General features: G+C 71.2%; 19 protein-coding genes and 1 pseudogene. 13 read left to right on the top strand and 7 right to left on the bottom strand.

Annotation, left to right across the window (positions count from 1 at the left end; all coding sequences use genetic code 11):
- Positions 1–6: 6 nt before the first annotated feature.
- Positions 7–573: a peptide deformylase gene (def, locus tag ACMYLB_RS17880; RefSeq protein ID WP_415908299.1), complete on the bottom strand. Its 567-nt coding sequence runs from the start codon at positions 571–573 to the stop codon at positions 7–9.
- A 91-nt stretch (positions 574–664) separates the two neighbouring features.
- On the opposite strand from def, the gene ACMYLB_RS17875 reads away from it, so the two are divergent.
- The 3 genes from ACMYLB_RS17875 (at position 665) to ACMYLB_RS17865 (ending at position 4,850) form a co-directional block, all read left to right on the top strand.
- Positions 665–2,326, top strand: coding sequence for a hypothetical protein (locus ACMYLB_RS17875; RefSeq protein ID WP_415908298.1), 1,662 nt, complete (start codon positions 665–667; stop codon positions 2,324–2,326).
- A gap of 21 nt (positions 2,327–2,347) precedes the next feature.
- A complete protein-coding gene (locus ACMYLB_RS17870) occupies positions 2,348–3,745 on the top strand; it encodes a hypothetical protein (protein WP_415908297.1) in 1,398 nt (465 codons plus the stop codon).
- A 79-nt stretch (positions 3,746–3,824) separates the two neighbouring features.
- The gene (locus ACMYLB_RS17865; RefSeq protein WP_415908296.1) at positions 3,825–4,850 is read left to right on the top strand and encodes a sodium:calcium symporter; all 1,026 of its coding nucleotides are present in this window, start codon (positions 3,825–3,827) and stop codon (positions 4,848–4,850) included.
- A gap of 37 nt (positions 4,851–4,887) precedes the next feature.
- Here the strand turns inward: ACMYLB_RS17865 and ACMYLB_RS17860 are convergent, their stop codons facing one another.
- From ACMYLB_RS17860 to lipB, 6 genes are all read right to left on the bottom strand, one after another.
- Complete coding sequence (locus ACMYLB_RS17860) at positions 4,888–5,580, bottom strand: MBL fold metallo-hydrolase (protein WP_415908295.1); 693 nt, start codon at positions 5,578–5,580, stop codon at positions 4,888–4,890.
- 50 nt (positions 5,581–5,630) lie between these two features.
- On the bottom strand, positions 5,631–6,401 hold the full coding sequence (locus tag ACMYLB_RS17855) for an AMP nucleosidase (protein WP_415908294.1): 771 nt from the start codon (positions 6,399–6,401) through the stop codon (positions 5,631–5,633).
- Between the two features lie 89 nt (positions 6,402–6,490).
- Positions 6,491–7,393 carry a lipoyl synthase gene (gene lipA / locus ACMYLB_RS17850; protein WP_415908293.1) on the bottom strand — a complete coding sequence of 301 codons (903 nt, stop codon included), beginning with the start codon at positions 7,391–7,393 and terminating at the stop codon, positions 6,491–6,493.
- 158 nt (positions 7,394–7,551) lie between these two features.
- Positions 7,552–9,246 carry a tetratricopeptide repeat protein gene (locus tag ACMYLB_RS17845; RefSeq protein WP_415908292.1) on the bottom strand — a complete coding sequence of 565 codons (1,695 nt, stop codon included), beginning with the start codon at positions 9,244–9,246 and terminating at the stop codon, positions 7,552–7,554.
- A 97-nt stretch (positions 9,247–9,343) separates the two neighbouring features.
- The gene (locus ACMYLB_RS17840) at positions 9,344–11,290 is read right to left on the bottom strand and encodes a tetratricopeptide repeat protein (RefSeq protein ID WP_415908291.1); all 1,947 of its coding nucleotides are present in this window, start codon (positions 11,288–11,290) and stop codon (positions 9,344–9,346) included.
- 37 nt (positions 11,291–11,327) lie between these two features.
- Positions 11,328–12,020 carry a lipoyl(octanoyl) transferase LipB gene (gene lipB, locus ACMYLB_RS17835; protein ID WP_415908290.1) on the bottom strand — a complete coding sequence of 231 codons (693 nt, stop codon included), beginning with the start codon at positions 12,018–12,020 and terminating at the stop codon, positions 11,328–11,330.
- A 168-nt stretch (positions 12,021–12,188) separates the two neighbouring features.
- Here lipB and ACMYLB_RS17830 point away from each other — a divergent pair, with 168 nt between their 5' ends.
- From ACMYLB_RS17830 to ACMYLB_RS17785, 10 genes and pseudogenes are all read left to right on the top strand, one after another.
- Positions 12,189–13,007, top strand: coding sequence for a class I SAM-dependent methyltransferase (locus ACMYLB_RS17830; protein ID WP_415908289.1), 819 nt, complete (start codon positions 12,189–12,191; stop codon positions 13,005–13,007).
- 88 nt (positions 13,008–13,095) lie between these two features.
- Positions 13,096–14,586 carry a lysine--tRNA ligase gene (gene lysS, locus ACMYLB_RS17825; protein ID WP_415908288.1) on the top strand — a complete coding sequence of 497 codons (1,491 nt, stop codon included), beginning with the start codon at positions 13,096–13,098 and terminating at the stop codon, positions 14,584–14,586.
- An 83-nt stretch (positions 14,587–14,669) separates the two neighbouring features.
- On the top strand, positions 14,670–15,902 hold the full coding sequence (locus tag ACMYLB_RS17820) for an ABC transporter permease (protein WP_415908287.1): 1,233 nt from the start codon (positions 14,670–14,672) through the stop codon (positions 15,900–15,902).
- A complete protein-coding gene (locus ACMYLB_RS17815; protein ID WP_415908286.1) occupies positions 15,895–16,575 on the top strand; it encodes an ABC transporter ATP-binding protein in 681 nt (226 codons plus the stop codon). Before ACMYLB_RS17820 ends, ACMYLB_RS17815 begins: the two co-directional genes overlap by 8 nt.
- A 106-nt stretch (positions 16,576–16,681) precedes the next feature.
- The gene (locus ACMYLB_RS17810) at positions 16,682–17,668 is read left to right on the top strand and encodes a Gfo/Idh/MocA family oxidoreductase (RefSeq protein WP_415908285.1); all 987 of its coding nucleotides are present in this window, start codon (positions 16,682–16,684) and stop codon (positions 17,666–17,668) included.
- Positions 17,668–18,834, top strand: a complete 1,167-nt coding sequence (locus ACMYLB_RS17805; RefSeq protein WP_415908284.1) for a lipid-A-disaccharide synthase — start codon at positions 17,668–17,670, stop codon at positions 18,832–18,834. The genes ACMYLB_RS17810 and ACMYLB_RS17805 overlap by 1 nt, the downstream gene beginning before the upstream one ends.
- Before the next feature lie 45 nt (positions 18,835–18,879).
- A pseudogene (locus tag ACMYLB_RS17800) lies at positions 18,880–20,049 on the top strand (CHASE domain-containing protein); the annotation flags it as partial.
- A gap of 95 nt (positions 20,050–20,144) precedes the next feature.
- Positions 20,145–22,739, top strand: coding sequence for a response regulator (locus ACMYLB_RS17795; RefSeq protein WP_415911113.1), 2,595 nt, complete (start codon positions 20,145–20,147; stop codon positions 22,737–22,739).
- Between the two features lie 67 nt (positions 22,740–22,806).
- The gene (locus tag ACMYLB_RS17790; RefSeq protein ID WP_415908283.1) at positions 22,807–23,229 is read left to right on the top strand and encodes a hypothetical protein; all 423 of its coding nucleotides are present in this window, start codon (positions 22,807–22,809) and stop codon (positions 23,227–23,229) included.
- Complete coding sequence (locus ACMYLB_RS17785; RefSeq protein ID WP_415908282.1) at positions 23,166–25,115, top strand: response regulator; 1,950 nt, start codon at positions 23,166–23,168, stop codon at positions 25,113–25,115. The genes ACMYLB_RS17790 and ACMYLB_RS17785 overlap by 64 nt, the downstream gene beginning before the upstream one ends.
- The last annotated feature ends 42 nt before the right edge of the window (positions 25,116–25,157 follow it).

The following is a 25,157-nucleotide window of genomic DNA, read 5'->3' as shown; positions in this document are numbered from 1 at the left end:
GCAGCGTCACTTCTTCGCCGCTTCGCGCGTCTGCTTCTTGAGCGCCTTGAGCTGCGGCTCGAGCGCCTCGAGCGTGGACTTGTCCATGCGCGAGATGAAGAGGATGCCGTTCAGGTGATCGGCCTCGTGCTGCACGCAGCGGGCGAACAGGCCGTTGCAGCGCAGCGTGTGCGGCGTGCCGTGCTCGTCCTGATACTTCACCGCGATCTCGTCCGGGCGCGTGACATCGCCGCGGATCTCGGGGAACGACAGGCAGCCCTCCTCCATCGCGGTCTGCGGCTCGGGCACGGCGTCGATGACGGGGTTGGTGATGACCATCGGCATGAACAGCTCGAGCGGCGGCTTGGCGCCGTCGAGCTCCCAGTCGAAATCCACCTCGGTCTCGCGCAGGTCGATCACGCACAGCTGGACGGCCTGGCCGATCTGGTGCGCCGCCAGGCCGATGCCGTGCGCGCCGTGCATCGCGGCGACCATTTCGGCCGCGAGCTTGCGCAGGGCCGCGTCGTAAGTCGCGATTTTGGCGCCTTTCTTACGGAGCACGGGATCATCGTAGTGAACAATTCGCAGCGGCATGGGTCGTAACGCTGCGCAGCGTATTTGCCCGCGCAAGTCGCGCGCAAATAAATAGTTTTCGCCACTGCCGCTCCACGCTATGTCCACCCGCATGCCGAAGCCCGACACCGCCCTGCCCGGCGCGATCTCCGTCGCGTGGATCGCGGGCGTGCTCGCGGGACTGGCCCTGCTCGCCGGGGCCTGGCTGCTGCCGGTGAACGTCAAGTCGCTCAACCCGGCGTTGCTGCGCGAGGCCGGGCGGGGCACCCAGAGCGTCGCCGCCTTCGCCCGCGCGCTGCTCGACCTCGACCGGCCCGGCCCGGCCCAGCTCGTGCTCGAGGCCGCGCGGACGGTGAACGATCCCGGCGCCGGCGCCGTGGGCGTGCTCTGCGAGGATTACCTGAAGCGCCACCGCGACATGGTCCCGTGGGGCGGCTGGGATCCCGCGCTCGAGCCGCTGCTGGTCGGGCGCACCGCGGCGACGCCGGCCGAGCCGACGCCCGTGCTCAAATTCCTCGTCACTGCGCCGGCGCGCGACGCGATGCGGAAATACCTCTCCGTCTCCCGCCTCCCCGGCGTGCAGGCGCTGCTCAAGACCGGCGAGCTCACCACGACGCAGCGCTTCGTGCCGGCCCGCCGCCCCGGCGGCCAGCCGCTCGACGCCGTCATCCTCCTCACCGCCTACCTCTGGCAGACCGAGCATCTCTCCCCGACGCTGCAGCGCGAGGTCCGGGCGCTCGCCGAAACCGCGGTCGCGACCGGCCAGATGGGCCCGCTCGAGGATTTCTACCTGGATATCCTCACCCTCGGCAAACGCCTCAACTGGGTGCAGCTCTCCGAGCTGCTGCGCACCGCGTCGAATCCCGGCACGGTCGCGCAATTCGCTCATCTCACCCGCGTCGCCCCCGAGCACCTGCCCGTGATCTACACCGCCGCGCTGCTGACGCGCTCGGCCGACGGCGTCGCGCGCTACCTCATCGCCTTCGGCAAGCCCGGCGCGGAGAACCTCCGGCTTGCGCTCGCCAGCGGCGAGGGCGCCGTCCGCCAGCTCGTCACGCGGCAGGCGCCGGTGGTGCATGCCTCCGGCCTCGAGTTCGAGTTCGGCGCCGGCTTCGTGCTGCGCCACCCCGAGCTCGCGGTGCTGGCGAAATACGCCGCGTTCCTCCTCGGCGCGTTCCTGCTCCTGCGCTCGATCGACCTGCGCCTGTTCTTCCCCGAGGAAAAACGCCTGCCCGGCGCGTTCCCGCGCATGGGCAGCGGCGTCCTCGCGAGCATCCTGACCTTCATCTTCTTCGTGTTCTCCGAGCCCTTCCTGCTCAAGGCCGCCGCCGCCACCGACTACCAGGTCCGCCTCGTCGTGCCGATCCTCGGCCAGACTGCCGCGCCGGCCGCCAAGACGATTTCAACCACCGCTCCCGCCATGGACATCGCCACCATCCTCTCCATCACCGTCTTCGCCGCGCTCCAGGTCGGCATGTATGTGATCTGCCTGCTCAAGCTCGCGGAGGTCGACCGCCAGCCGCTGCCCGCCGCGACCAAGCTGGAGCTGCTCGCCAACGAGGAGAACCTCTTCGACGGCGGCCTCTACGTCGGCATCGCCGGCACCGCCACCGCGCTCGTCCTCCAGGTGCTGGGCGTGATCGAGGCCAACCTCCTCGCCGCCTACTCCTCGAACCTCTTCGGCATCATCTGCGTCGCGCTGGTCAAGATCCGCCACGTGCGCAGCTACAAGCGCAAGCTCATCCTCGAGGCCAAGCCGGCCGTCGCGGCCTGAGCCGGCCCCTCCCGCGTCGTCATGAACAAGACGCTTCTCCTCATCATCTGCGACTTCCTGCTGCTCAACCTCCTCGCGCTCACCCGCTGGGAGAAGGCCGAGCCGCAGCGCCCGCTCGACACGCCCGCGCCGACCGCCGCGTCCGCCGCCGCCGCGCCCGCGGTCAACGCCGACATGGTCGAGCTCATGCGCGTTTCCCTCGAGGACGAGAAGGCCGCCCGCGACCAGCTCGCCGCGCAGCTCAACAACACGCAGGGCACGCTCACCGAGCGCGAGAAGGCCCTCTCCCAGCTCGAGCAGCAGAAGCAGCAGCTCCAGGGCGCCCTTTCCACCACCACCGCCGCCGCGAAGGAGCTGGAGAAGAAATATTCCGAGGCCACCAACGAGGCGTTCCTGACCAAGGAGCAGCTGGCCAAGATGCAGCGCGAGCTGGAGGAGCGCCGCGCCGAGGCCGAGCGCCAGAAGGCCGAGCTCGCCAAGGCCGAGCGCGCCAACGCCGATGCGCGCCAGCGCATCGAGTCGCTCGCCGTCGCCGTCAAGGTCGCCGAGCAGGAGAAGCAGCTCATCACCCAGAACCTCACCGAGGCCAAGCAGCAGATCGAGGTCGAGCGCCAGGAGCGCGCCAAGGTCCAGGAGCAGACCACCCAGCTCGCCCAGGGCGTCGGCCAGCTGGCCCAAAAGTCGACCGAGCTGACCCAGGAGATCCGCGACAACCGCCCGATCAACCCGAACACGCTCTTCGCCGAGTTCCTCAACAACCGCGTGCAGCTGCACCTCACCACGCGCCGGCCCGGCCTCTTCAGCCCGAGCGTGAAGGACAAGGACTCGCAGACCGTCCTCGTCAGCGACGGCACGCGCGTCTACGCCCTCGCGCACCTGAGCGACACGCCGTTCAGCCTGGTCTGGGAAAACCCGCCGGCCTACGACCAGATCGCCGGGCAGCTCACCCGCGGCTCGTTCAAGGCCCCGGTGGGCGAGCTCCGCTTCCTCAACGCCGACCCGCGCGTCATCGTCGTCCCGCTCGACGACTCGCTCGCCGCGCTCATGGGCGCGAAGATCTACAAGCTGGCGACGGAGCCGTTCAAGTTCCCGTCCGTCGTGCTCGTGCGCGCCGACGACGGCCGCTACGGCGAGACGCATTTCCGCATCGACGCGGCCCGCCGCGGCTACGTGAAGATCGACAACCGGATCGCGACGCGCCTCTTCGGCGAGATCGCACCCAAGCGCGGCGACCTCGTCTTCGCCCAGACCGGCGACCTCATCGGCATCATGGTCAACAACGACTACTGCGCCGTGCTCGGCGACTTCAGCGCCGCGCAGACGATCACCGCAGGCGAGAACGTCCCGCAGAAGAACACCGACGCGGTCTTTCGCGACCTCTCCAACCGCTGGCTGCGGCTGGATGCGTCGCTGCAGTGAGCCGCCGGTCCGTGCCGGGCGGAGGCGCCGCGCCCCTTCGCTATTGAACGCCGGCGCGCCCGCCGCCTGAATCCGCGGCGTGCTGCCGCCGCTCATCGAGTCGCTGGGACTCACCGATCCGTGGACCTACCTCGGGGTCTTCCTGGCCGCGTCGCTCCTGATGCTGTGGCGGCTCGAGGCGATGCTCGACCACGGCCTCGAGGGCACGGCCCTGGGCACGCTCGTGATGCCCTACTGCTCCGGCTTGGGGAACCTGCTTTTCGTCGCCATCGTGTGGCAGCGGCGCGGACCCGCGCAGGAGGTGCTGACCAACTGCCTCGTGAACAACGTCACCAACCTCACCCTGCTGCTCGGGCTGCCGGCGGTGCTGTTCGGCCTGCAGGTGATGGGCGGCGCGAAGGCCGGGGCGGCGAAGGGCGGCCGCAAGTCCGCGGGCAAGGGCGCCGCCGCGAGCGCCGCGACGGGCGCGCAGGTGAACCGCCTGTCGCTCCTGCTCACGCTCGTCGCCGTGCTGTTCTTCACCGGCGGCACGTGGCTGCTGGCCGACGACGGCCGGCTCACGCGCACGGACGGGCTGCTGCTGGTGGGGCTGTTCCTCTTCTGGCAGACGTTCCAGGTGTTCGACGTGATGAAGCACAACGTCCAGCGCCGGGTGTCGTTCGGCTTCCTCTTCTACCTCGACCTCCTCGTCGTCCTCGCGGCGGCGTGGGCGCTCTACGAGAGCATCGACTGGCTCGTGGCCTGGATCACGGCGCAGAAGGGCGGCTTCGTCAGCGCGGCCAACCTCGGCTGGCTGAGCGGCTGGCTGATGGTGCTGCCCAACGCGCTGCTCGCGCTCTACTGGGGCTGGAAGAAGCGCGCGGACGTCGTCTACAGCTCGCAGGTCGGCGACGGGCACATCTGCATCCCGCTCTGCCTCGGCGTGCTCGCGCTCCTCACGCCCGTGGCGGTGCCGCCGCTCTTCATCACCGGCCTCTACCTGCTCGGCGGCGCGGTGGTCCTGCACGCGTTCTGCCTGCTCGCGTTCGGCGGGTTGCCGCGGTGGACTGGCGCGGTGCTGCTCGCCGCCTACGGCTGGTTCGTCTGGACCGGGCTGTTCGCGTAAGCGCCAAATCGGTGGCGGCGAGACGAGAATCACAAGCTCACACCGGCTCGCCGGAGAGCTCGAACACCTCGTTGCCGCCGGTGGTGAGGTAGCGGCCGAGCTCCGAGCCGGGAAAGCTCCCGAACTGGCCGGGGTGGCAGCGCATCAGGCCCTCGCGGGCGAGACGCACGATGCTGCGCGCGTTCAGGTCGACGTCGTTGCAGAAGAACGGCGGGCGCGCGCGGTTGGGCCACATCATCGAGCCGCGCAGCACGTCGCCGATGATCGCCTCGCCGGAGGCAAGCACGACGGAGACGGAGCCGGCGGTGTGTCCGGGCGTGGGCAGGACCTTGCCGCGGACCCCGTAGGGCTCGAGCGAGAACGCCTCGCGGAACTGGATGTCCGGCTCGAAGGCCTGGAAGCTCTCGTCCACGAACGGCCGGAGCAGGCGCCCGAGCGGGCCCGAGGCGGCGAGCACGCCGTTGGCGCCGTTGCGAGCGAGCGCCGCGTCGCCGGCGTGAAGGGCGACGGGGCGGCCGCTGCGCGCGCGCAGCTCGGCGGCGGTGCCGGCGTGGTCGCTGTGGCCGTGGGTGAGGAGGATGAGCGCGAGCTGCGACGGCTCGACGTGGTGCTGCTTGAGCGCGGAAAGGATGCGCGGCAGGTCGCCCGGCGCGCCCGTGTCGACCAGCACCGGCTTGTCGCCGAGCAGGAGGTAGCAGTTCGAAATCGCGCCTTTGATGCGGACGATCATGACACCGCGTCGAGCCAAGCGATCCGGGTCCGGTTTCGCAACGCCCTCCCTCAGAACTTGAGGTGCTTCACCGTCAGCCCCTGGTTGATGAGCTGCTTCAGGGAGTCGATGCCGATGCGGATGTGCGTGGCGACGTGGTCGCCGTCGACCCGGCGGTCGCTCTCCGTGGTCTTCACTCCCTCGGGCGTCATCGGCTCGTCGGAGACGAGGAGCAGGGCGCCGGTGGGGATTTCGTTGTGGAAGCCGGTGATGAAGATCGTGGCGGTCTCCATGTCGATCGCCATGACGCGGAGGCGGGCGAGGTATTTCTTGAACTCGGCGTCGTGCTCCCAGACGCGGCGGTTGGTGGTGTAAACCGTGCCGGTCCAGTAGTCGCGGCTGTGGTCGCGGATGGTGGTGGAGATGGCCTTCTGCAGGGCGAACGACGGCAGCGCCGGCACCTCGGGCGGGAAGTAGTCGTTGCTCGTGCCCTCGCCGCGGATGGCGGCGATGGGCAGGATGAGGGTGCCGACCTTGGCGCGGTGCTTCACGCCGCCGCATTTGCCGAGGAAGAGCACGGCCTTCGGGTTGACCGCGGTGAGCAGGTCCATGACGGTCGCGGCCGTGGCGCTGCCCATGCCGAAGTTGATGATGGTGATGCCGTCGGCGGTGGCCGAGCTCATCGGCTTGTCGCGCCCCATGACGGGGACGTTGTGCCACTGCGCGAAGGTCTCGACGTAGGCGTCGAAGTTGGTGAGCAGGACGTATTGGCCGAAGTCCTTGAGGGGGACGCCCGTGTAGCGGGGCAACCAGTTCTCGACGATTTGTTGTTTGGTGTCCATGCGAGCTGTTTTGCCCGCAAAAAATTAGCCCCGCCGTCGGGCGGGGCGAGGTTAATTTAGCCGGCCGGCGCGGCGGCGCCGGGGCGGCGTCACTTCGCGGCGGCGAGCGCGTTCTGCGTGTTCAGGTGCTCGACGCCGGTGTATTTCTGCGACTGCTCGTCGGCGTGGTAGCTGGAGCGGACGAGCGGGCCGGACTCGATGACGCCGATGCCGAGCTCGAGGCCGAATTTCTTCCAGTGCGCGAATTCCTCCGGCGGCACCCAGCGGTCGATCTTCCAGTGCTGCGGCGTGGGCTGGAGATACTGGCCGATGGTGAGGATGTCGGTCTTGTCGCTCGCGATGTCGCGGATGCACTGCGCGATCTCGTCCTGCGTCTCACCGAGGCCGAGCATGATGCCGGTCTTGGTGGTGAAGCCGCGGCTCTTGGCGTGGCGGAGCACAGAGCGGCTGCGGTCGTAGCGGGCCTGCACGCGCACGGGCTTCTGCAGGCGCTCCACGGTCTCGACGTTGTGGTTGAAGATGTCGGGCTTGGCGGCGAGGACGATGTCGACCTGGTCGAGGTTGCCCTTGAAGTCCGGCACGAGCACCTCGATGGCGCACGACGGGCTCTTGTATTTGGTGGCGCGGATGGTCGCGGCCCAGACGCTGGCGCCGCCGTCCTTCAGGTCGTCGCGGGCGACGGAGGTGATGACGCAGTGGCGCAGGCCCATCTTGGCGACGGCGTCGGCGACGCGTGCCGGCTCGCCGAGGTCGAACTCCGTCGGGCGGCCGACCTGGATGGCGCAGAAGTTGCAAGAGCGCGTGCAGATGTTGCCCAGGATCATCACCGTCGCGGTGCCGCGCGACCAGCACTCGCCGATGTTCGGGCACTGGGCGGACTGGCAGACGGTGTGGAGCTTGTTCGACTCCACGAGCGCGCGGGTGGCCTTGTAGCCGGGGCCGGAGGGCAGCTTGGCGCGGAGCCAGTCGGGTTTGCGCGAGGTGGGCGTCATCGGAGGGAGATACGAAAGGACACGAAGGCGGCGGAAGGACAAGTGGGTTTTGCGTCCCCGCCGTGCTATCGCGTGCGCTGATGGGGGCGGTGCGCGGCTTAATCGCGGATAATTAACGCCGTTGCCCGCGCGCCTGGGTCGGCGCCGGGCGCCGCGGATCAGGGCGGGCGAATCGGCGCGGCGGCTTGGCGCGCCAGGCGGAGATTGGCCGCGGCGTCGGCATCGCGCGGGTTGAGCCGGAGGACGGCCTCGTATTCCGCGATGGCCTCGACCGGCTGGCCGGATTGCAGCAGGGCGTTGGCGAGGTTGAAGCGCGCGTCGGCGTAGGTCGGGGCGAGCGCGACGGCGCGGCGCAGGTGTCCGATGGCCTCGGGCAGGCGGTCGAGCGCGAGCAGGCTGTTGGCGAGGTTGTAGTGCGCGGCGACCCGGTCGGGCTGGGTGCGCAGGCTCCAGGTGAATGCGCGCACGGCTTCCGCGTGCGCGCCGAGCGCGGCGTAGGCGTTGCCGAGGTTGTAGGCGGCCTCGGCGTGCTGCGGCTCGAGCTCCAGGGCGCGCTGCAGCGGCGCGAGCGCGGCGCGCGGCCGGCCGTCGCTGACCAGCGCCGTGCCGAGGTTGTAGAGCGCGGTGACGTAGTCCGGCTGCAGCCGCAGCGCGGCCTCGAAGCACGCGATCGCCTCGCGGAGGCGCCCGGCGCGGGAGAGCTGCTCGCCGAGGTTGAGGTGCGCGCGGGGATTCGTCGGGCACGCGGCCGCGGCGTCGCGCCACAAGCCGAGGGGCGTGGCGTAGACGGTGTTGCGCTGCCAGGTCAGACCGGCGCCGGCGAGCGCCGCGACGGCCGCGACGCCGATCGCCGCGGGACGCGGCAGCCAGAGCGCACCGGCCAGCACGACCGCGACCAGCAGCGGCGCGAGGGCGAGGTAGACGCGGTGCTCGGCCGCGACCTGGGTGACGATCGGCACGACGCTCGAACTGGGGGCGAGCAGGACGAAGAAGCTCGCGCCGAGGAAGCCGAGCGCGGGCCGGCGCCACAGCAGCCAGGCCGTCGCCCCGACCGCGCCCACGGTGAACACCGCGCCCGGGAACAGCGCCGCGAGGTCGACGCCCTGGAAGGGACCGTAGTCGAAGGCCAGCGGACGGGGCCAGAACGCGAGCCGCGCGTAGTGCGCGATCGCGGAGAGCTGCAGCGCCGCATACTGCCACGGGCTGGCCGGCCCGGCCAGGCTGGCCGAGCCGCTCCGGCCGTGCGTGCCCGCGACCAGCACCGCCAGCAGCAGCCATGAGGACAGGAGGCTGAGATAAAAACGCCGGCGGGCCGCGATCGCGGCGGCGAACGAGCCGTCGGTGAACGTGCGATCGTGGAGCAGGACGAGCAGCGGTGCCACCACCGCGGTCTCCTTGGTCGCCACGCCGCCGAAGCACGCGGCGACGGACAGCGCCTGCCAGGGCCCCGGCCGCGCGCTGGCGCGGGCGCGGACCGCGGCGTAGAGCGCCGCCAGGATGAACAGGCCGGCGAGCGACTCGGCGCGCTGCACGGTGTAGGTGACCGACTCGGTTTGCAGCGGGTGCAGCGCCCAGAGCAGGGCGACCACGCCGGCGAGCCGGTCGGCGTCGGCCCGCGCCGCCAGCGTCCGGCGCACGAGGCCGAAGAGCAGCAGGGCGGCGGCGAAGTGGATCGCGAGGTTCGCGACGTGGTAACCGAGCACCTGGTCGCCGCCGAGCGCGCGGTTGAGCGCGAAGGTGAAATTGAGCAACGGGCGGCCGCTGACGGTCAGGCCGCCCGGCGGCGGACTCCAGGCGTGCGCGAGCGAGGCGAGCGTCGGGTTCTGCGGCAGCGACGGCAGGTCGTCGAACACGAAGGGCGTGCGCAGGCCGGGCCAGTAGGCGACGAGGAGCGCGAGCCCCAGGCAGCCGGCCCAAAGCCACGCCGCGCGGTCGAGGGGCGCGCCGGTTTCATCGCAGCTGTTCGCGCAGGCGCCGGGCGTCGCGGTTGCCCGGCTGGAGCGCGAGCACGCGGTCGAGCGCGGTGCGGGCGGCGGGGGCGTCGCCGGCCTGGGCGAGCACGGCGGCGTAGTTGAGGAGCAGCGCGGGATCGTCGCGGCGCAGCTCAGTGGCGGCGCGGAACTGCGCCACGGCCTCGGCGGGGCGTCCGAGCACGGCGAGGGCGGTGCCGTAGTTGACGCGGGCGGTGAGGTTGTCCGGCGCGAGCGCGACGGCGCGGGCGAGGTGCGCGAGCGCCTCGGCCTCGCGGCGCGTGGCGAAGAGCGTGCTGGCGAGGTTGCAGTGCGCGGCGACGGAGTCGGGCTGCTCGGCGAGCAGGGCGCGGTTCACGGCCTCGGCCTCGGCGTAGCGCCGCGCGCGGTGGAGGGCGCTGCCGAGGTTCAGGCGCGCGTCGGTGAGGCCGGGCTGCAGGCGCACGGCGGTCGCGAAGCCGGCGATGGCGTCCTCGACGCGGCCGAGGGCGAGCAGGACGTTGGCGCGGTTGAAATGCGCGGCGGCGAGCCGGGGATTCTGGGCGATCGCGAGCTCGAATTCCCGCAGCGCCTCGTCCGTGCGCCCGGCGTGCAGAAGGGCCTGGCCGTAGTTGTTGTGGCCGAAGGGAAACACCGGCTCGAGCGCCACGGCGTTGGCGAACGAGTCGAGCGCCTCGGGCGAGCGGCCGGCCGCCTCGAGCGCGAGGCCGTGGTTGACCCACGCGCGGGCGTTGCGCGGGGCCCGGGCGACGACGTCGGACCAGAGCGCGAGGTCGGTGCGGTAGGTGCGGTTGCGGGCGTGGGTGGCGAGGCCGGCGACGAGGGCGAGGGCGGCGAGAACGTAGAGCGCGGCGCGGCCGAGGACGCGGTGGAGCGCGAGCGCGGCGAGGACGACGACGAGCGCGAGCGCGGCGTAGATGCGGTGTTCGGCCATGAACTGCGAGGCCACGGGCACGACGCTCGAGCTCGGCGCGAGCAGGAGGAAGAACGCCGCGCCGGCGAAGCCGAGGGCGGGGCGGCGCGCCAGCGCCGCGAGCGTGGCGCCGAGCAGGACGAGGATCGCCAGCAGCGCGGCGAGGGCGCCGGCGTCGAACGCCGGCGGGCGCTGGCCGTAGTCGAACACCAGCGGGTGCGGCCAGAGCGCGAGGCGCAGGTAGCGCAGGATCGCGGCGGGCTGGGCGAGCGCGTAGTCGAGCGACGAGGCGGTGCCGAGCCCGGCGGTGCCGCCGCGGTTGCCGAAGAGGGCGAGCAGCGCGGCGAGCAGCAGCCAGGTCGCGGCGAGCGCGAGCAGCGGCCGCGCGAAGCGCCGCCACGTGTCGCGCCAGCCGGCGGCGAGGAAGCAGCGGGCGTAGAGCGCGGCGAGCACCGGCACGACGACGGTGGTTTCCTTGGCGGCCATGCCGGCGAGGCCGGCGAGGAACGCGGCCGCGAACCAGCCGCGCGCGAAGGCGTAGAGCGTGGCGAAGGCCAGCAGCGCCGCGAGCGACTCGGCGCGCTGCGAGAGGTAGGTGACGGACTCGGTCTGCAGCGGGTGCAGCGCCCAGAGCGCGGCGACGGCGAGCGCGAGCCAGTCGGCGTCGGCCGCGAAGCGCTCTCGCAGCGGCGGGGTGCGCAGGGTGCGGCGGACGAGGCCGAAAAGCAGGAGCGCGGCGGCGGCGTGGATCGCGAGGTTGAGCGCGTGGTAGCTCCAGACGGCGCGGCCGCTGACGGCGTGGTTGAGCGCGAAGCTGAGGTTGAGGAGCGGGCGGCCGGAGACGGTGTCGCCGCCGGCGGGCGGCGCGAGCGGGCCGGGCACGAGCGGCCAGAGGTGGCGGATGGAGGCGTTGGCGTCGAGCGAGGTGACGTCGTCGAAGAGGAACGGCACGGCGAAGCTGTTGCTCCACGCGGCGGCGAGGGCGAGCAGCAGCACGGCGAGGCCGAGCCGCACGCGGCGGGCGAGGGGGCGGCGGCGGGCGCGGGCTCGCTCATGCCGTCGCGCCGGCGAAGAACTCCGGCAGGCGCGCGCGGAACTCGGCGGCGAGGGTCCGCTTCACGGCGGCGAGGTCGACCGGCCGGCCGAGCTCGAGGTGCATCGAGGTGACGGTGCCGTCGGCGGCGGTGATGCCGCAGGGGATGATGCCGGTGAAGGGGGCGAGGTCGGTGTTCACGTTCAGCGCGAAGCCGTGGAACGTGGTCCATTTCTTCACCGCGACGCCGATGGCGGCGATCTTGCGCTTCCCGATCCAGATGCCGGTCTTGCCGGGGTTGCGGCCGGCGGCGAGGCCGAAGCGGGCGACGCTCGCGATCATCACCTCCTCGAGGAAGCGCAGGTAGGCGTGCAGGTCCTTGCGCGGGGCGAGGTGCACGATCGGGTAGCCGACGATCTGCCCGGGGCCGTGGTAGGTGATGTCGCCGCCGCGGTTGGTCGTCACCAGCGCGATGCCGCGGCGGGCGAGCTCGGCGGGGTCCCAGAGGAGGTTCTGCTCGGCGCCGCGGCGCACGCCCAGCGTGAAGACCGGATCGTGCTCGGTGAAGACGAGCGTGTCGGCGGCGCGGCCGTCGTTGCGCGCGGCGACGAGTTCCTCCTGCCGGCGCCAGGCGTCCGCGTAGGCGGTGCGGCCCCAGTCGACGAGGTCGAGGGCGGGGGCGCGAGCGGGAGGGCCGGGCGGGTGCGACATGGACGGGCGGACTGTCGCCGAGCGCCGGCGTTCGCGCAAGGGTTTGGTGACCGCGCGGCGAAACGGAGCCCGGCGCGGCTTTGCGCGCGCCGTTGCATCGTTTTTCTAGCCGAAAGGCGTAGGGCGCGCCCCTTGCGCGCGCGCGGCGGGAATTGCCAAGGTGGGCCGATGTTTTCCTCGAATCCAGTGACGGCCCGGGCGCGCGCGACCTACCACGCGGCGGCGGACTGTTACGACCTCCCGGCGCTGTCGTTCTGGGGGCGGTTCGGGCGGGCGACGGTGGCCCGGCTGGGGTTGAAGGACGGGCAGCGGGTGCTCGATGTCTGCTGCGGCAGCGGCGCGTCGGCGGTGCCGGCGGCGGAGGCGGTCGGCGCCGGCGGGCGCGTGCTCGCGGTGGATCTGGCGCTCGGGCTGGTCGAGCTGGGCAAGGCGAAGGCGGCGAGCCGCGGCCTGGCGCAGCTCGAGTTTCGCGTCGGGGATTTCACGGAGCTGCCCGCGGAGGCGGGGAGCTTCGACGCGGTGGTGTGCGTGTTCGGGATCTTCTTTCTGCCGGACATGCCGGCGGCGGTGCGGGCGTTGTGGCGCTGGGTGCGCCCCGGCGGCCAGCTGGCGCTCACGACCTGGGGGCCGCGGGTGTTCGAGCCGGCCAACGCGATCTTCTGGGAGGCCGTGCGCGAGGTTCGCCCGGAGCTCCACAAGGATTTCAACCCGTGGGATCGCATCGCGACGCCCGCGGCCGTGACCGCGATGATGCGCGAGGGCGGGGTGGAGGAGGTGCGGGCGGAAGCCGAGGCCGGCACGCACGTGCTGGCGGCGCCGCAGGATTGGTGGAGCATCGTCATGGGCTCCGGCTACCGCGGCACGATCGAGATGCTCACCGAGGCCGAGCGACAGCTGGTCGAGGCGCGGGTGCGGGCGGAAGTCGTCCGGCGCAAGGTCGAGGCGATCGAGACCAACGTGGTTTATGCCCGGGCGGTGAAGCGTTGAGGGGCGGCGCGGGCCCCGTCCGGGCCGCCGGCTAGAACCCAATTTCCGTTTGCCCCGGTGCGGGCCGCGGCCAATCGTGCGCGGTTCCATGAGCGAGATTCCTCAAGACATCACCCACGACCAGTATGCCGTGCGGCTCAAGAAGCTGCAGGACATGCGCGCCGCGGGCTCGGACCCGTTCCGCGCCAACTGCGAGCAGACGCACTTTTCGGGTGAGGCGCTCAAAGCCTACATCGAGGGTCAGGACTACACCGTGCCGGTCAAGGTCGCCGGCCGCCTCGTCGTCATCCGCGACATGGGCAAGAGCCAGTTCGTCAAGATTCTCGACCAGCAGGGCCAGATCCAGCTCTACGTGAAGAAGGACCTCGTGGGCGACGAGGCCTACGCGGCCTTCAAGAAACTCGACCTCGGCGACATCGTCGGCGCCGAAGGCACGCTCTTCAAAACCAAGTCCGGCGAGATCACGGTCAAGGTCGACCGCTACGCGCTCGTGGCGAAGGCCCTGCGCCCGCTCCCGGAGAAGTGGCACGGCCTGACCGACGCCGAGCAGGTCTACCGCCAGCGCTACCTCGACCTGATCGTGAACCCCGAGTCGCGCGCGCGCCTCATGCTGCGCAGCAAGATCGTCGCCAGCATCCGCTCCACGCTCGCGCACCGGAAGTTCCTCGAGGTCGAGACGCCCATGCTCGAGGGCGTGGCCGGCGGCGCCGCGGCGCGGCCGTTCGTCACCCACCACAACGCGCTCGGCACGGACTTCTTCCTCCGCATCGCGCTCGAGCTGCGCCTGAAGCGCCTGCTCGTCGGCGGCTACGACCGCGTGTTCGAGATCGGCCGCGTCTTCCGCAACGAGGGCGTCTCGCGCAAGCACAACCCCGAGTTCACCATGCTCGAGGTCTACCAGGCCTACTCGGATTTCCACGGCATGATGGACCTGCTGAAGGCCATCTTCGCCGACCTCTGCCGCGACGTCATCGGCGCCACCGAGATCAAGCACGCCGCCAGCGGCCAGATGATCAATTTCGCCGGCGAGTGGCGCAGCGTGCGCTACTTCACCCTCATCGACGAGGCGGTCGGCTTCAACCTCAGTGCCTACCGCGGCAAGCCCGAGTATCGCGAGAAGGCGATCGAGGCCTGCCAGAAGCTCGGGCTCGAGGTCCACTCGGGCTGGGAGACCTACGAGGTCGTGAACGAGATCTTCGGCAAGAAGATCGAGCCCACGCTCATCCAGCCGACCTTCGTCACCCACCTGCCCAAGGAGCTCTGCCCGCTGGCCAAGCTCAACGCCGAGGACCCCGGCCTGATCGACGTCTTCGAGTGCATCATCGGCGGCATGGAGGTCGCGCCCGCCTATTCGGAGCAGAACGACCCGTTCGTGCAGCGCGAGATGTTCGAGAAGCAGGTCGGCGAGGAAGTGCAGAAGATGGACACCGACTTCCTCCTCGCCCTCGAGCACGGCATGCCGCCGGCCGGCGGCATGGGCGTCGGCATCGACCGCCTCTGCATCCTGCTCACCGGCGCCGAGAGCATCCGCGACGTGATCCTCTTCCCGTCGCTGCGGCCGACGACCGCGGCCACTTGAGGTTTGAACCACGGAGACCGAGAGGGCACAGAGAACCCAGCCCTCTTCTCCGTGTCCTCTGTGTCTCTGTGGTTTAACTGAAGATGCCCTGGCCGATCTACCTCGCCCTCAAGCAGCTCTTCCCGACCGGGCGGGTGTCGTTCTTCACGCTGATCTCGGTCCTCGGCGTCGGGCTCGGCGTGGCGCTCATGCTCGTCTCGACGAGCGTGATGGGCGGCTTCGGCCACCAGATCCAGCGCATGATCATCGACACGCAGGGCGAGGTGCAGGTGCGCGCCCGCGGCGTGCTGGACCCGCAGCTCGCCACGGCGACGGAGAACGCGCTGCGGAAACAGCCCGGCGTCGCCAGCTTCGCGCCGTTCGCGGCCGGCGTCGTCATGCTCGAGTTCGAGCGCCGGCCGGCGTTTCCCGCCATCACGGGCTTCGACGTCGAGCGGATGAAGGAAGTGATCCCGCTCCAGCGCTACCTCATCGCGGGCCGGCTCGACGACCTCGACGACGACTCGGTGATCCTCAGCTCGATCCTCGCCCGCTCGCTGGGCGTGCGCGTCGGCGACAACGTCAGCGTTTACTCGCCGCTGATGATGGAGCGCCTGAAGCAGAACGAGGTCCTCCTCCCGCGCGAGGTGCGCGTCGCCGGCATCTTCCAGATCGGGCACCAGCAGCTCGACAGCTCCACCGTGCTCTGCTCGCTCCGGCTGATGCAGGACCTCTACGGTCTCGGCCGCACCGTGCACGGCTACAACGTCCGGCTGCAGCCCGGCGCGGACGAATACGCCGTCGCCTCCGCGCTCAACGACGCCCTGCCGCCGCAAGCCTACGCGCTGACCTGGTTCGAATCGAACGCCGATTTCCAGGCCGTGCTCAGCTTCGAGCGCAACATGATCTTCTTCCTCCTCACCTTCATCATCGTCGTGGCCGCGTTCTCCATCACCAGCTCGCTGCTGATGTCGGTCGTGCGCAAGACGCGCGAGATCGGCCTGCTCGCGGCGATGGGCGGCAAGGCGCGCGACGTCGCCCTGTGCTTCTGCGCCCAGGGCCTCGTCATCGGCGCGGGCGGCACGGCGGTCGGGCTCGGGCTCGGCTTCGCCCTGCTGCACTGGCGCGACGCCATCGTGCGCCTGATCGCGAGCTTCACGATGGGGCAGGAGGCGTTCGTGAAGTTCTACCAGTTCAGCTCGCTGCCGGCACACACCGCGCCAAAGGACGTGGCGATCATCGTCGTCTTCTCGCTCGCCGCCGCGACGCTGGCGGGCCTCATCCCCGCCTGGCGCGCCGCGCGCCTGAAACCCGTGGAGGCCCTGCGCAGTGAGTGACGCGACGCCCGTCCTGCGCGCCAGCGGCCTGCGGAAGAACTACCGCAGTGGCGACGCCACGCTCGAGGTCCTGCGCGGCGTCGATCTCGCCATCGCGCCGGGCGAGAGCGTCTCGATCCGCGGCGAATCCGGCTCGGGCAAGAGCACGCTGCTCAACCTCCTTGCCGGCCTCGACCGGCCCGACGCCGGCGAGATCTTCTGGGGCGCCGAAGCCACCGCGAAGCTCACGCTGAGCGAGCTCACCGCCCGCCGCGGCCGGTTCCTCGGCATGGTCTTCCAGGCCTACTACCTCATCCCCGAGATCGACGCCCTGGCGAACGTCCTGATGGGCGCGCGCATGCTCGGCGCGCCGACCGCGGCCCAGCGCGACCGCGCCGCGGCCTTGCTGCGGCGCGTCGGCCTCGCCGACCGCGCGAACCACGTGCCGGCGCACCTCTCCGGCGGCGAGCGCCAGCGCGTGGCCGTGGCCCGGGCGCTGATGAACCGTCCGCCACTCCTCCTCGCCGACGAGCCGACGGGCAACCTCGACGAGCGCACGGGCGACGAGGTGATCCAGCTGCTGCTCGAGGTCTGCGCCGAGGAGAAGACCGCCCTCGCGCTCGTGACGCACAACGCCGCCCACGCCGCCAAGACGCAGCGGCAGCTTTTTCTCCATCAGGGCCGCTGGCGCTGAGGCGCGCGCCGGCGAAAATGTAGGGCGAGGCGACGGGCGATTTGCCGGCAAGCCGCCCCGCATCTTTTGCATGGCCCCGTGCGGCGCGCCCGCTACCGTCGCGCGCATGGCTAAGTCCAAGATCAAGTGCGGCGTCGCCGGCGTCGGTTCGCTCGGCCAACACCACGCGCGCATCTATGCGTCGCTCCCGAACGCCGAGCTGGTCGGCATCTACGAGACGAGCGACGCGCGCGCGGCGGAGATTTGCGCGAAGCACAACTGCCGGCGCTTCGCCACGCTCGCCGAGCTCGGCGCCGCCTGCGAGGCGGTCAGCGTCGTCGTTCCGACGGACCTGCACGAGCAGGTCGCGTTGCCGCTGCTGGCCGCGGGCTGCCACCTGCTGATCGAGAAGCCGCTCTGCGCCTCGCTCGAGGAGGCCGAGCGCGTGCTCGCCGCGGCGCAGAAGGCCGGCCGCATCGTGCAGGTCGGCCACATCGAGCATTTCAACCCGGTGATGGCCTACCTCGAGAAGCACACCGGCCGGCCGCAATACATCACGACGGAGCGCCTCGCGCCCTATACCACGCGCGGCACGGAGGTCGGCGTCGTGCTCGACCTGATGATCCACGACATCGGCATCGTGCTCGCCCTCGTGCAGTCGCCCATCCGCAAGATCGACAGCGTGGGCATCAACGTCCTCTCCAAGACCGAGGACATCGCCAATGCCCGCATCGAGTTCGAGAGCGGCTGCGTGGCGAATCTGACGGCGTCGCGCATGAGCCTGAAGAAGAACCGCGAGATCCGCGTCTTCCAGGACAACGCCTACCTCTCGCTCGATTTCATGAACCAGAAGGGCCACCTGGTGAAGAAGAGCGACATCATCGCCTACGGCGTGAAGCTGAAGATCGGTCTGGCCAAGGCCGGCGACGCGTCGTCGATCCCGGTGCATGAAATCCCGATCGAGAAGGGCGAGCCGCTGGCGATCGAGCTGGCGCACTTCCTCGAGAGCGTGGGCGAGGCGAAGCAGCCCAAGGTCGGCGCCGCGCTCGGCAAGTCGGCGCTCGAGGTCGCGATCGCGATCACCGACCAGATCCGCCGGGCGCAGAAATCCTGATGGCGTCCGCGGGCACGCTCACGACCACGACCCTGCCCGCGCCGCTCGGCGGCGCGGTGGACCTGCTCGTCGTCGCGGCCGAGCACTCCGGCGACGCCCACGCGGCGCGCCTGGTGCGCGAGTTGCGAGCGAAGCGGCCGGACGTCCGCGTCTGTGCGCTCGGCGGACCGCGCCTGGCCGCGGCGGGGGCGCAGCTGCTGCGCGACCTCACGGTCGGGTCGACGATGGGCTTCGCCGTGCTGGCCCAGCTCTCGTATTACCGCGCGCTCATCGCCGAGGTCGTGCGCTGGGTGGGCGAGCACCGGCCGCGCGCGGTGTGCTTCGTCGATTCGTCGGGCCTGAACCTCCGCATCGCGCGCGGGCTGTTCGAGCGCGGCTTCTCGGCCAAGGCGGGCGGGCCGACCCGGGCGCTCTACTACATCAGCCCGCAGATCTGGGCCTCGCGCGCGGGGCGGCGCTTCGCGATGGCGAAACACCTCGACGGCGTGGCGGCGATCTTTCCCTTCGAGCCGGCGGCCTATGCCGACACGACGCTGCCGGTCGAGTTTGTCGGGCACCCGTTCCTTTCGCCCGACTACCAGCTCCCGGTCGCCTTCGATCCGGCGGGGCCGGTGCTGCTGCTGCCCGGCAGCCGGCGCGCGCTGGTGAAGCGCCTGTTCCCGGTGTTGCTCGAGGCTTTCGCCGCGGCGGGCGGTGAGCGGCGCGCCGTGGCGTTGTATCCGAGCGAGGAGATCCGCGCGCTGCTCGCGACGCTCCAGGCCGCGTCGCCGGTCGGTGCGCGGGTCGAGTTGCGCGCCGGCGGCGGCGCGCCGGTCGGGGGCGCCGCGGTGCTGACCGCGAGCGGCACGATGTCGCTCGAGTGCGCGCTGGCCGGCCTGCCGGGGGCGCTGACCTACAAGACCGATCCGCTGACGTATTTCCTCGGCCGCCTGATCGTGAAGGTGGAGTTCATCGGCATCGCGAACCTGCTGCTCAAGGAGGCGATGTATCCGGAGTTCATCCAAGGCGCGGCGACGCCGGCAGCGCTGGCGGCCCAGCTGCGCGCCTGCCTGGGCGATCCGGCGCGCGCCGCCCGGACGCGCGAGCTGGCGGCCCACTTGCGCGCGCTGCTGCATGCGCCGACGCAGGGCAGTGCCGCCGACTGGGTGGGGCGGCACCTGACCTAGAAAAAGAACTGGCGACCGGCCGGCCCTGGAGCATCCTGAAGGACGATGCTTCGGCGTGAATCCACCCTCGCCACGAGCGACGCGAGCTGGCGGTTGACGCTGCTGGTGGGCGGTCTCTCGCTGGCGCTCGCCTTCGCCGGGTGGTGGCTGGTGCGCATCGAGTTGCGGCGGATCGAGGCGGATCGCTTTGACCGCCTGGCCGCACGGCTGGCGGCGGGCATCGAGAACCTTTTCCGGCCCACGGAACAGTCGCTCTCCGGCTTGGCGGCCCTGGCGGGGCAGCGGGGCTTGCCGGGCGCGGCGGAATGGAGCGAGCACGTGGCGCGGGAGATCCCCTACCTGGGCAACGGCGTCGTCGGGCTGGGCTTCGTCAAACCGGTGGCGCGGGCGGACGCCCCGGCATTCGTCGCGGAACGCCGGCGAGCGGGTTACCCGCATTACGCGGCGCAGATGGACAGCCCGCACGACGAGCTCTGGCTCGTGGCGGCAATCGCTCCCGCCGACCTCAACGACCGCGCGTTGGGCGTGGACATCGGCGCGGGCACCAATCGCCGGGCGGCGGCGGAGCTGTCGCTCCAGACCGGTCGCCTCGCGTTGTCGGGCAAGATCAATCTCATCGTCGGCCGGGAGGACGCCCCCGGTTTCCTGCTGTTTCTGCCGGTATTCCGCGGCCCGGATGGGGCGGCCTCCGGCCCGCGTGTCGGGGCGCTTCACGGCTGGGTCTATGCGGCCCTGCGGCTGGATCACCTAGTGGAGCAGGCGAGCGAAGTGGTCGACGACCAGCTCGAGTTCGAGCTCGTGCAGGGCGCCGACGCGAACGGCGCGGTGCTGCTGAACCACGGCGATGCCGCGCCCGCCGGTGCGGCGCCCGCGACGCCGTCCGCGGGGGAACCGACCTTCGCGAAGACGCTGCCGCTCTCGCTCTACGGGCAGCCCATGACCCTCCGGGTGCGGACGCGGCCGAGCTTCGATGCGGCCGGACGTTCCCGGACGCCGCAGCTGCTCTTGTTCGGCGGCCTGGTGGTCGCGCTGCTCGGCACGGGTCTGACCCGGGTCCTGACGACGTCCCGTTCGCGCGCGCTGCGTCTGGCCGAGCAAATGACGACCGACCTGCGGCGCACGGAGGCGGAGGCGCAGCGGCTGGCGCTCGTGGCCAGCCACACGGCCAATGCCGTCGGCCTGGCCGATCCCGCGGGCAACGTGGTCTGGCTCAACGAGGGCTTCAGCCGCCTTTTCGGCTACACCCTCGATGAGGCTCGCGGCCGGTTTGCCCCCGGGCTGCTGAGGGCCCCGAGACCGGCCGGCGCGCGCTGGCCGAGATCACGCGCGCGGCCCGAGAGGGCCGGCCGACGCATGGCGAGCTGCTCTGCTACGGCAAGGACGGCCGGGCGATCTGGACGGATTTCGAGATGCAGCCCCTGCGCGACGCCCAGGGCGCGATCACGGGGTTCATGTCGATCCAGCTCGACATCACCGCGCGCAAGCAGGCGGAGGCGGAGCTGGCCCGGCGGGAGGAGCTTTTCCGTTTCATCCTGAACAGCCTGCCGGTCGGCGTGGCGTGGGAATCGTTCGCGGGCGGCGGCGAGCGCCGCTGGGTGAACGATACGGTGGTCGCGCTGAGCGGCCTCACCCGGGCGCAGGCGCTCGACAACGCGAACTTCGAGGCGGTGACGCCGCCGGACGACTGGCGGCGGCAGCAGGAGGCCTACGCGCGGCTGCGCCGGGGCGAGACCGAGCAGTTCACCCTCGAGAAGCGCTACATGCGGCCGGACGGGAGCGAGTGCTGGTGCATCCTGCACGTCCGCGCGTTCCGCGACGCGCAGGGACGGCTGTTGCAGGAGATCTCCGTCGTGGTCGATGTGTCCGCGCTGAAACGCACGGAACAGAAGCTCCAGCAACAGGAGGCGCTCTTCCGCTTCATTTTCGAATCGGTGCCGGTGGGCCTGTCGTGGGCCGTGCCGGGGCGGGACGAGACGCGCATGGTCAACGCCGAGCACGTGCGCATCACCGGCGTGCCCCGCGAGCAATCGAAGGACCAGGCGGCCTTCGACCGGGTCACGCATCCCGAGGATGCCCGGCGGCAGGCGGAGCTGATGGTGCAGATGCAGGCGGGCGCCATCGACCGCTTCACGCTGGAAAAGCGCTACCTCAAGCCCGATGGCGGCATGACGTGGGTGCAGCTCTCGCGTCAGCTCTACCGCGACCCGGCGGGCCGGCCGGTGCAGGAGCTGAACGCCCTGGTGGACATCACGGCCCTGAAGGACACCCAGGCGGAGCTCGCGCGGGCGAACGAGCGGGCGGAGCGGGCGGCCCACGAGGCGCAGCAGGCCAACCAGGCCAAGAGCCAGTTCCTCGCGGTCATGAGCCACGAGATCCGCACGCCGATGAACGGCATCATCGGCATGACCGGATTGCTGCTCGAGACCCGGCTCGACGCCGAGCAGCGCGAGTTCGCCGAGACGATCCGCACCAGCGGCGATGCCCTGCTGACGATCATCAACGACATCCTGGACTTCTCGAAGATCGAGTCGGGACGGATGGAGATCGAGAGCGCGGAATTCGTGCTGCGCGACTGCGTGGAGTCCGCGCTCGACGTGCTCGCGCCGCGCGCGGGCGAGAAGCAGCTCGACCTGCTTTACGAGATCGCCGACGGCACGCCGATGGCGGTGCGCGGCGACGCCGCCCGCCTCCGGCAGGTCCTGGTCAACCTCACGGGCAACGCGGTGAAGTTCACCGAGCACGGCGAGGTGGTGCTGTCGGTCGGCGTGGCGGAGGGGTCGCCGCGGCCGCGGCCGGGCGAGGTGACGCCCCTCGAGCTGGTGTTTTCCGTGCGGGACACGGGCATCGGGATCGCGGCGGACGCGGTCGGGCGGCTGTTCCAGTCGTTCACGCAGGTCGACGCCACGACGACGCGCAAATACGGCGGGACCGGGCTTGGCCTCGCCATCAGCAAGCGCCTCGCCGAGCTGATGGGCGGGCGCATGTGGGTCGAGAGCGAGCCGGGCCGCGGCTCGACCTTCAGCTTCACGATCAAGGTCGACGCCCTCCCGAGCAAGCCGCGGCCCTTCCAGCAGAATGCGCGGTCGTCGGTGGCGAACCGCACCCTGCTCATCGTCGACGACAACCCGACCAACCGGCGGATCCTGACCCGGCTCGCGCAGGGCTGGGGCATGCAGGCGCGGGCGGCGGAGAGCGGCGCCGCCGCCCTCCTGTGGCTGCGGGCCGGACAGCGCTTCGACGCCGCCATCGTCGACATGCACATGCCGCTGATGGACGGGGTGACGTTTGCCCAGGCGCTCACCCAGGCGGGGACGGCGCGCGAGATGCCGCTCATCCTGCTGTCGTCGATCGGGCAGCGTCCCCCGCCGGGACTCTTCGTGGCCGCGCTGACGAAGCCGGCGAAGGCCGATGCGCTGCTCGAGGCCATCGCGCGCTGCCTGGGCGCGACCGCGCGCCCGCCCGACGTTGCGCCGGCGCTGCCGGTGGCGCCGGGCACGCGGCCCCAGCGCCTGCTGCTGGCGGAGGACAACGTCGTGAACCAGAAGGTCGCGCTGCACCTGCTCGCCAGCCTCGGTTACTCGGCCGAGGTGGTGGACAACGGCTACGCGGCCCTCGAGGCGCTCGAGCAGCGCGCCTACGACGTCGTGCTGCTCGACGTCCAGATGCCGGACCTCGACGGCCTCGAGGTGGCGCGCCGCTTGACCGCCGCGCGTCCGGACCCGGCGACGCGACCCTGGTTGATCGCGCTGACGGCAAATGCGATGCAGGGCGACCGGGAGATCTGCCTCGCCGCCGGCATGGACGATTACCTGAGCAAGCCGATCAAGAAGGCGGACCTCGGCGCGGCCCTCGAGCGGGCGATCGCGGCCCTGCGCCAGCGCCGTCACGCGCCCCCGGCCCCGTGAGCGCCGCCGCGGGGCGCCCGGCGTTTTGCAGTCAGGTTGGCGGCCGTTGTGCCGATGGGAGGGCGGAATGCCCTTCCGTGCCCTTTCCAGCCGCCTCCTGCGCAGCCGGTGGCTGCCGGCTTTGACGCTGGCGGCCGGCGCGGGCGCGACCCTGGCGCTCGTGGCGACCGAGCGGACCTGGTTGCCCTCGTTCGATGCGGTGCCGATCGGCTTCCTGCTCGGCGTTGGCGCCGTGTCGACGCTGGGCGCGGCGGCGCTGGTGTGGGCGATCGTGCGTGCCCACCGGCAATCCGTCGTGCTGGCGGAACGGATGACGAACGAGATGACCCGCCGGGAAGCCCAGCTGCGTTTCATCCTCAACGCCCTGCCGATGGGCGTGAGCTGGGTGCGCCAGGGGAGCGGACCGAGAGCTGGATCAACGACGCCGTGCTGCGCCTCAGCGGCCTGGACCGCACGCAGGCGCTCGATCCCGCGGCGTTCCGCGCCGTGACACATCCCGACGACTGGGCCCGGCAGGTGGCCAACGAGGAGCGGCTGCAGCGGCGCGAGATCGATCATTACACGATGGAGAAACGCTACCTCCGGCCGGACGGGTCGGCGCGGTGGTGCGAGCTGACGGTGCGGGCGTGCCGTCCCGTGAGCTTCGGGCCGTTCGAGCAGGTCTCCACCGTCGTCGACATCACGGAGAAAAAACAGCGCGAGGAGGAGCGGCATGCGGCCATGGAGGCCGCGGCTTCCCTCAACGAGCAGCTGGAGGAGCTGATCGCGCGCGCCCAGCAATCGGCGGTCGAAGCCAACCTCGCCAGCCAGGCCAAGAGCCAGTTCCTCGCCATGATGAGCCACGAGATCCGCACGCCGATGAACGGCGTGATCGGAATGACGAGCCTGCTGCTCGACTCGCCGCTCACCCGCGAGCAGCGGGAGTTCGCGGAGACGATCCGCGCCAGCGGCGAGGCGCTGCTCACGATCATCAACGACATTCTCGACTTCTCGAAGATCGAGTCCGGCCGGATGGAGCTGGAGAGCGCGGAGTTCTCCCTCCGCGAGTGCGTCGAGGGCGCGCTCGACGTGCTCGCGGCCAAGGCGGCCGAGAAGCACATCGACCTGCTTTACGAGATCGCCGACGGCGTGCCGAACAACGTCCGCGGCGACGCCGTCCGGCTGCGCCAGATCATGGTCAACCTGCTCGGCAACGCGGTCAAGTTCACCGAGCGGGGCGAGGTCGTGCTGACGGTGAAGCCGGAAGCCGCCCACGACGGCCGGGTCGAGCTCCGCTTCGCGGTGCGGGACACCGGCATCGGGATTCCGGCGGAGGCGATCGGGCGGCTGTTCCAGTCGTTCACGCAGGTCGACGCCACGACGACGCGCAAATACGGTGGGACCGGGCTCGGCCTCGCCATCAGCAGGCGCCTCGCCGAGCTGATGGAGGGCCGCATGTGGGTGGAGAGCACGCCCGGCGTGGGCTCCACCTTCACCTTCACCCTCAAGCTCGAGGCGGCGGCGAGCAAGCCGCGGCCGTTCGTCAACCCCGCCCGGGCCACGCTCGGCGGCCGCCACCTGCTGATGGTCGACGACAACGCGACCAACCTGCGGATCCTGGGCGAGCTGGCCAAGGGCTGGGGCATGGTGCCGCACGCGGTGGCCGACCCGCAGGAGGCGCTCGCCCTGCTGCGCACGGGACGGCATTTCGACGTCGCCGTGCTCGACATGCAGATGCCGGGGATGGACGGCCAGACGCTGGCCGAATCCATCCGGGGCTTCCTCTCCGCCGAACAACTGCCGCTGGTCCTGCTGTCGTCGGTGGGCAACCGCGTGCCGTCCGGACTCTTTGCCGCGAACCTGATGAAACCGGTGAAGCCCTCGGCGCTGGTCGAGACGCTGGCGCGCGTGCTGGGACCCCGTTCGGAGGCCGACGCCGCCCCGGCGGCGCCCGCCGTGGTGCCGCCGGCGGGCCTGACCGAGGCGGAATTCCAGCACGGCGAGCGCCTGCTGCTGGCCGAGGACAATCCGGTCAACCAGAAGGTCGCGCTCCACCTGCTGAAAAACCTCGGCTACCGCGCCGACGTGGCGGCCAACGGCCTCGAGGTGCTCGAGGCCGTGCGCCGGCAGCGCTACGACGTGATCCTGCTCGACGTGCAGATGCCCGAGATGGACGGGCTCGAGGCGGCGGCGCAACTCACGCGCCTGTATCCGTCTCCCGCCGCGCGCCCGTGGATCATCGCCCTGACCGCCAACGCCATGCCGGGCGACCGCGAGCGCTGCCTCGCGGCCGGCATGGACGACTACCTCGCCAAGCCGATCAAGCCCCCGGCGCTGGCCGAGGCGCTGCTGCGCGCCCGGGAAAAGATCGCGGCGCGCGCGAACTTGGCGGCGTGAGCGCCGGCCGGTGACGACCGCACGGCCGGTGCCGCGCGCGGG

It is taken from the genome of Oleiharenicola sp. Vm1 (assembly GCF_047777955.1).
In the GTDB taxonomy this organism is placed as follows: domain Bacteria; phylum Verrucomicrobiota; class Verrucomicrobiia; order Opitutales; family Opitutaceae; genus Didemnitutus.
The sequence above is the reverse complement of the archived record's forward strand: the minus strand, read 5'-3'. Positions and strand labels throughout refer to the sequence as shown.

What these genes read in the sequence shown, in the direction of transcription:
- ACMYLB_RS17860 (WP_415908295.1), bottom strand. Translation starts at nt 5,580, where the DNA reads ATGATCGTCCGCATCAAAGGCGCGATTTCGAACTGCTACCTCCTGCTC.
- ACMYLB_RS17805 (WP_415908284.1), top strand. Translation starts at nt 17,668, where the DNA reads ATGGCGTCCGCGGGCACGCTCACGACCACGACCCTGCCCGCGCCGCTC.
- ACMYLB_RS17810 (WP_415908285.1), top strand. Translation starts at nt 16,682, where the DNA reads ATGGCTAAGTCCAAGATCAAGTGCGGCGTCGCCGGCGTCGGTTCGCTC.
- ACMYLB_RS17820 (WP_415908287.1), top strand. Translation starts at nt 14,670, where the DNA reads ATGCCCTGGCCGATCTACCTCGCCCTCAAGCAGCTCTTCCCGACCGGG.
- ACMYLB_RS17790 (WP_415908283.1), top strand. Translation starts at nt 22,807, where the DNA reads ATGCCCTTCCGTGCCCTTTCCAGCCGCCTCCTGCGCAGCCGGTGGCTG.
- def (WP_415908299.1), bottom strand. Translation starts at nt 573, where the DNA reads ATGCCGCTGCGAATTGTTCACTACGATGATCCCGTGCTCCGTAAGAAA.
- lysS (WP_415908288.1), top strand. Translation starts at nt 13,096, where the DNA reads ATGAGCGAGATTCCTCAAGACATCACCCACGACCAGTATGCCGTGCGG.
- ACMYLB_RS17875 (WP_415908298.1), top strand. Translation starts at nt 665, where the DNA reads ATGCCGAAGCCCGACACCGCCCTGCCCGGCGCGATCTCCGTCGCGTGG.
- ACMYLB_RS17870 (WP_415908297.1), top strand. Translation starts at nt 2,348, where the DNA reads ATGAACAAGACGCTTCTCCTCATCATCTGCGACTTCCTGCTGCTCAAC.
- ACMYLB_RS17855 (WP_415908294.1), bottom strand. Translation starts at nt 6,401, where the DNA reads ATGGACACCAAACAACAAATCGTCGAGAACTGGTTGCCCCGCTACACG.
- lipA (WP_415908293.1), bottom strand. Translation starts at nt 7,393, where the DNA reads ATGACGCCCACCTCGCGCAAACCCGACTGGCTCCGCGCCAAGCTGCCC.
- lipB (WP_415908290.1), bottom strand. Translation starts at nt 12,020, where the DNA reads ATGTCGCACCCGCCCGGCCCTCCCGCTCGCGCCCCCGCCCTCGACCTC.
- ACMYLB_RS17830 (WP_415908289.1), top strand. Translation starts at nt 12,189, where the DNA reads ATGTTTTCCTCGAATCCAGTGACGGCCCGGGCGCGCGCGACCTACCAC.